Raw genomic sequence first — 6,140 nt, forward strand, 5'->3', positions numbered from 1 at the left:
ATGCCCTCGATTGAGAAGATGGAAAAAGCAGCGGTTGATTTGAATCGGCAAGCAGAAGTTTATTTAGCTGAAGGAAGGTTGAATGAGGCAGTTGCTGCTTGCGAGTCAGCGCTGAAAATTGAACCGAATTTGGTGGCAGCTTGCCAGACACTGGGAAAGGTAATGCAGGTTCGAGGTGAAATAGAGCAGGCTAAATATTGGTATGAAGCGGCGTTGGATCGCAATCCGAATTTGCCGGAAGTTTATGCTAATCTCGGCAGTTTGTATTCTCAAGGAAAACAGTGGGAAAAGGCGATCGCCAGTTGTGAAAAAGCGATCGCCCTTGCACCGAGTTTTGCTGGTGCTTATCGGCTGTTGGCGAAAATCTGGATGCAATTGGAAAAGCCAGAAGAAGCCGCAGAATCTTGGTATCAAGCTTTCAAGATCGAGCCGAATTGGGCAACGGCTGAGGAAAACGTCACTCTGGGAAATAGTTTAGTTGAATTGGGAAAGTTCGATCGCGCTACTGAGTGTTATTTGCGGGCAATTGGGTTAAACCCGAACCTGGCCATAGCTTATCACAATTTGGGGGAAATGCTGGTCAGGGAGAAACGGTGGGATGAGGCGATCGCCAATTACCGACAAGCCATTGCCATCAATCCAGAGTCTTTTGAATCTTACCACAGTTTGGGTCAAACTTGGGCGGAGCGAGGAGAAGGCGATCGGGCGATCGCCTGTTACCGCAAAAGCGTCGAAATCAATCCCAATTACGCCCGTGCTTACCTTAGTTTGGGCAATGTTTTTGTGCAGAAACGCGAGTTTGATGTGGCAATTCAATGTTACCGTCAGACTCTGGCAATTAATGATAATTCCTCTTGGGCACACAATTTTTTAGGGGAAGCTTTGGCTCAAAAACAACTGTGGCAAGAAGCTATTAGTTGTTACCGCAAAGCCATTGCAATTAATCCAGATATTTCTTGGTTTTATTGCAATTTGGGCATTGCCTTAACCTGCGAAAAATCCTGGGATGAAGCTGTTAGCGCTTACCTCCACGCGATTCAGCTTGAGCCGAATTTGATGGGAATTAATCAGAGGTTGGGATATGTTTTGCGGCAGCGCAGCGCCGCGGATTTAGATAGCACAATCGCAGTTTATTGTCAAGGTATTGAGCTACTTGCCAGCGGGAAGAATTACCACAAATTGCTGGGAATTGAGTTAAATGGAGCGGAGTTTTATATAAATTTAGGTAATAGTTTAGCGAAACAGAAGCAGCTTGAAGGTGCGATCGTATTTTATAGCATGGCTGTGCAGATTGAACCAACTGCTGCGGAAATTGTCGCCCAACTTAAGGAAGTGCGGGGGAAACAACAGGAGTTGTACGCACAAATTGCCACTTACCGCCGCCAAATTGAAATTTCTCCGAAAAATTCTCAGCCTTACAACGATTTAGGAAATATTTTACCGCAATTAGGGGAATTGGAAGAAGCAATTATTTGTCACCAAAAAGCGAGCGAATTGAGAGGTTGGCTTGAATGTGAGGCAAAAAATTATCAATTTACCCAAGATTGGTTTACCCACAATATTCCTATTTGGAAACGGCATTTGCAGCAGTTGGCGGGAATTGCAGATTTTAAAGTTGTGGAAATCGGCAGTTTTCAGGGAATGTCTGCTTGCTGGCTGTTGGATAATATTTTAACTCATCCGACGGCAAAAATTACTTGTATTGATTTGTGTTTTCAACAAACTTTTAAGGGTAATATTGCTAAAACGGGAGTAGCCGACAAGGTAATTGAATTGGAAGGTTATTCTCAGGAATTATTAGTGAATTTGGATTCAGAATATTACGATGTTGCTTACGTTGATGGCTGTCACAAACCCACCAGCGCTTTGCAAGATGCGATTTTATCTTGGAGGTTGGTGAAAGTTGGCGGATTGATGATTTTTGACGATTATGAGTTTACGTTTCCCGACAGCCCGGAGCAAGATACTAAAATCGGGATAAATATGTTTTTGGAGATGTTTGGAAGTCAGCTAGAAGTAGTGCATAAAGGCTATCAACTGATTGTCAAAAAAACTGATAATAAAAAATTGGGCGAAGAGCAAGCACTTTTGTCTCAAGGTTGGGAAAAGTTGGGGGATATTGCGGCAGATACGGGTTATTTGGATGAGGCGATCGCCCGCTATCAAACAGCTATTAAAATTAAGTCTGGCAAATATTTAATTTACCACAAGTTGGGTAAAGTTTTGCAAGCAAAAGAGATGTGGAAAGAAGCTGTGTCCGCTTACGAAAGGGCGATCGCACTCAACCCTAATTTTAGTTGGGCCTACCACTTTTTCGGGGAAATTTTACAAAAAACTGAAAAATACGAGGAAGCCGCTGCTGCTTACCGCAAAGCGATTGAGTTAAATCCCGATTTTTGTTGGAGTTACAATAATTTAGGCGATGCGTTGATGGAGCTTTCTGAGTGGGAGCACGCGGCGGCTGCTTACCGCAAGTTGATTGAATTAGAACCAGATTTTTGTTGGTCTTACGATAGATTAGGTAAGGCTTTGGTTGCACTGGAAAATTTGCAAGCAGCGGCGGATGCTTACCGCAAAGCTATTGAATTAAATCCCGATGATTGTTGGTTGTACAATAGTTTGGGAGAACTTCTGGAAAAACAAGAAAATTGGTCGGAAGCGGCGGTGGCTTTTGGCTGTGCTGTTGAGCTAGAACCCGATGAGAGTTGGCTGCACAAAAAGCTGGGCGATGCGCTGCGGAATCAAGGGGAATTGGAAAGGGCGATCGCAATTTATGAAAAAGGCATCAATCTCGATCCAAAATCCTATTGGTGTTACGAAGGATTGGGCTTGACTTTCATGGCAAAACAGCAGTGGGAATCTGCAATATCTAATTTGGTTCAAGCACTGCAAATTAAACCAGATTTATTTGGACTTTACTATCATATAGCTGATGCTTTGGAACAAAAAGGAGAAGTAGATGAAGCCGATATCATAAAATTTGGCTATAAAATGTTGCCGTTAAATTTTCTCAAAAAATACTGTGGATTTACCGACAATTTGGCAATTGTAGCAGAGTCAGATCCGAGCATTACTTGCATTGACATTTATCCTGCAAGTCAAATCAATTTATCTGATTCCAAAACAATCCACACCGATAACAGATGTTGGGAAGATGAAATTTTTTATACAAAAAAAGCTTTTGTTGCCGTACTACCAAACGGACGAGCTTGGGCCGATATTGCTACTACCTGCGCCATTACTTCAGACAATAAACTTGTTGCCGATATTTCAATGGGTTGTCCTGAGTTGGTAATAACTTCCGACAAATTGCCTCCCGCCGAACATATCGAGGGAAATGTGGCTTTTTTGTCGGCTCGCTGGGGTGGCGCAGCTTATTTTCATTGGATGTTTGATGTGGTGACGCGGTTCCATCTTTTGCAGCGCAGTGGATTGATGGATAGTATTGATAAGTTTGCGATCAATGCTTGCGATTCGGCTTATGAAAAAGAAAGTTTAAATACTTTAGGAATTCCACTAGATAAAATTTTAGAAAGTCGCTATCAGCCACACTTTACAGCGGATAAATTAATAGTACCGTCAATTTGCGATGGTGGTTCTGGAACCTCTAAATGGAAATGTGAATATCTGAAACGAATATTTTTAAATGAACAGCAGTCGTCAAATACAAATTATTCAGAAAAAATTTATATCAGCCGAGAAAAAGCATCCTATCGGCGAATAGTCAACGAGGAAGAGGTTGTCGGCTGTTTAGAAAAGTTTGGGTTTCGTACAGTCAAGCTGGAAACTATGTCGGTAGGGGAACAAGCCGCGTGTTTGGCTGCTGCTAAAGTAGTTGTATCACCTCACGGAGGGGGATTGACTAATCTAGTTTTTTGCACTCCGGGAACTAAAGTAATTGAGATTTTCTCTCCGATTTATGTGCCAACTTGCTTTTGGACTATCAGTAATTTGTGTGAGTTGGAACATTACTATTTAATTGCTGAATTGTTTGATGACTTAACTCAGAAATACCAGGGACATAAAGATATGCGGGTGAATGTGAACTCGCTGGAGAAGTTAATGAATATTGCAGGGGTTTCGCATGAATAATGATGATTACCACCAGTTGGGGAATTCCCTGCAAGAAAGCGGTGAGTTTAATGATGCTGTTGCTGCTTACAAACAAGCTGTTGAGTTAAACCCAGATTTTTCTTGGTCTCATCACAGTTTGGGCGATGTTTTGTTGAAACTCGAACGCTGGGAGGATGCTGTCGCTGCTTACAGAAAAGCTGTTGAGTTAAATCCTGATTTTTCGTGGTCTTATCATAATTTGGGCGATGCTTTGCTAAAACTGCAATGCTGGGAGGATGCTGTCGCTGCTTACCGCTGCGAGATTGCACTGAACTCAGATTTTGCTTGGTCTTTTTACAATTTAGCCGAGGCTTTGACTAAACTCAAAAAGTCGGGTGAAGCTATCGCTGCGTATTTACAAGCTATTGAAATTGATGGAAATTTGCCGGGAATTTACGATAAGTTGGGATATAGTCTCGGACAAACAGAGTCTGATTTACAGTCAGTGTTAGAAAAATGTCAATTGCAAGTTACACCGGAAAAAATAGATTTTTATTTGCAGTTAGGTAAGAATTTAGCAAAGTACGATCGCCCAAAAAGCGCAATTATTCTTTACAATCTTATCTTGACAAGAGTGCCAAATTATGCTGTAGTATCAGCGGAATTAGAGCAGTTGTTGAAACAGCAGGAAAAGTGCGTTAGCGTATTAGCATCAGCCCGCGCCACAGTCGCCCAAAAACCCGATGATTGCTGGTCTTATTACAATTTAGGTGCTGTTTTGAGCCACCAAAAATATGGGGAGGAAGCGGCGGCGGCTTTTTTGCAAGCAATAGCAATAAATCCCGATCTTCCTTGGTGGTTTTATTACAATTTGTGGGAAGTTTTGATTGAGCAAAACAAGTTGGATCAAGTTGAAAACTTCTGCCGCGAAGTTGTTGATGCTCAACCGGAGGCTTTTTGGTCTTATTTGAATTTGGGGGAAGTTTTGACTAGACAAGGCAAAATTTCTGAGGCGATTAGCTGTTATAAAACTGTTAGTTATAAACAAACTTTTGCATCTATTCTTAGTAAGAGAATAGGCAAGATGCCTGTTCCACAAAATACAGAGACAGGCAAGATGCCTGTTCCACAAAATTGGAACTTAAAACCAGTCAAAGTTCCTAAGTTTATAATTATTGGTTCTCAGCGGTGTGGCACGACTTCTCTCTACACTTATTTAGCTGAACATCCGCAAATTTTGACTCCGATTAAAAAGGAGATGGATTTTTTCTCGTGGCATTTTCACAGAGGGATTGATTGGTATTTGGCTCATTTTCCCCTAATGCCGGAGGGAGAGGAGTTTGTAACGGGTGAAGCAAGTCCGAGCTATTTTGACTGTCGGGAAGCGCCGGAACGAGTCTACAGCGCGTGTCCAGAGGCGAAACTGATTGTGCTGTTGCGAAATCCGGTCGATCGCGCGATTTCTCATTTCTACCGCTTAAAGGAGTTAAATTGGGAAGGGCGATCGCTCGATCGGGCAATTAGCGACGAAATCGAACGGTTGAATCAAAACCCAGAATACATCATCGGCGAGGAACCGGGCAATTATTTAGCTCGCGGCAGGTATATAGAATTTATTAAAAATTGGCTGGCTTTCTTTCCCCCAGAACAGTTGTTAATTTTAAAAAGTGAAGATTTTTATGGAAATGTCGGGGAAACTGTTCAGCAAGTTTTAGCATTTTTAGATTTACCGGAATATCAATTATCTGAGTATCAAAATGCTAATCCTGGTGTTTATCAGCGGGTAAATGAGTCAGTCCGCGAGCTATTGAGCGATTATTTTAAACCTTACAATCAGGAACTAGAGGAGTATTTGGGGAGGAGATTTGATTGGGAATAAGATAAGACGTACGGTTGAAACCGCACCTATACAAACAAAACCTGCCTCCGCAGGGTGAATAAAAGGCGATTAAAATTAGGTTATTTTCTTCAGTTCGCTTGGAGTGGACATCGTTTGTGTAGACGCGGTTGAAAGAGACTGTTGGCGAATGTCTGAGGGGTTTCACCCCTCAGACATTCGCCGTCCTGAATAGGCAGAATGATTGTGT

2 protein-coding genes are annotated in these 6,140 nt (G+C 42.1%); both read left to right on the top strand.

Annotated features, from left to right (window positions below):
* The gene (locus QUB66_RS07830; protein WP_332967153.1) at nt 1–4,092 is read left to right on the top strand and encodes a tetratricopeptide repeat protein; all 4,092 of its coding nucleotides are present in this window, start codon (nt 1–3) and stop codon (nt 4,090–4,092) included.
* Entirely contained in the window at nt 4,085–5,932 is a 1,848-nt protein-coding gene (locus QUB66_RS07835) for a tetratricopeptide repeat protein (RefSeq protein WP_332967154.1), read from the top strand. Before QUB66_RS07830 ends, QUB66_RS07835 begins: the two co-directional genes overlap by 8 nt.
* Nucleotides 5,933–6,140: the final 208 nt, after the last annotated feature.

Source organism: Microcoleus sp. A2-C3 (assembly GCF_036706065.1).
In the GTDB taxonomy this organism is placed as follows: domain Bacteria; phylum Cyanobacteriota; class Cyanobacteriia; order Cyanobacteriales; family Microcoleaceae; genus Microcoleus.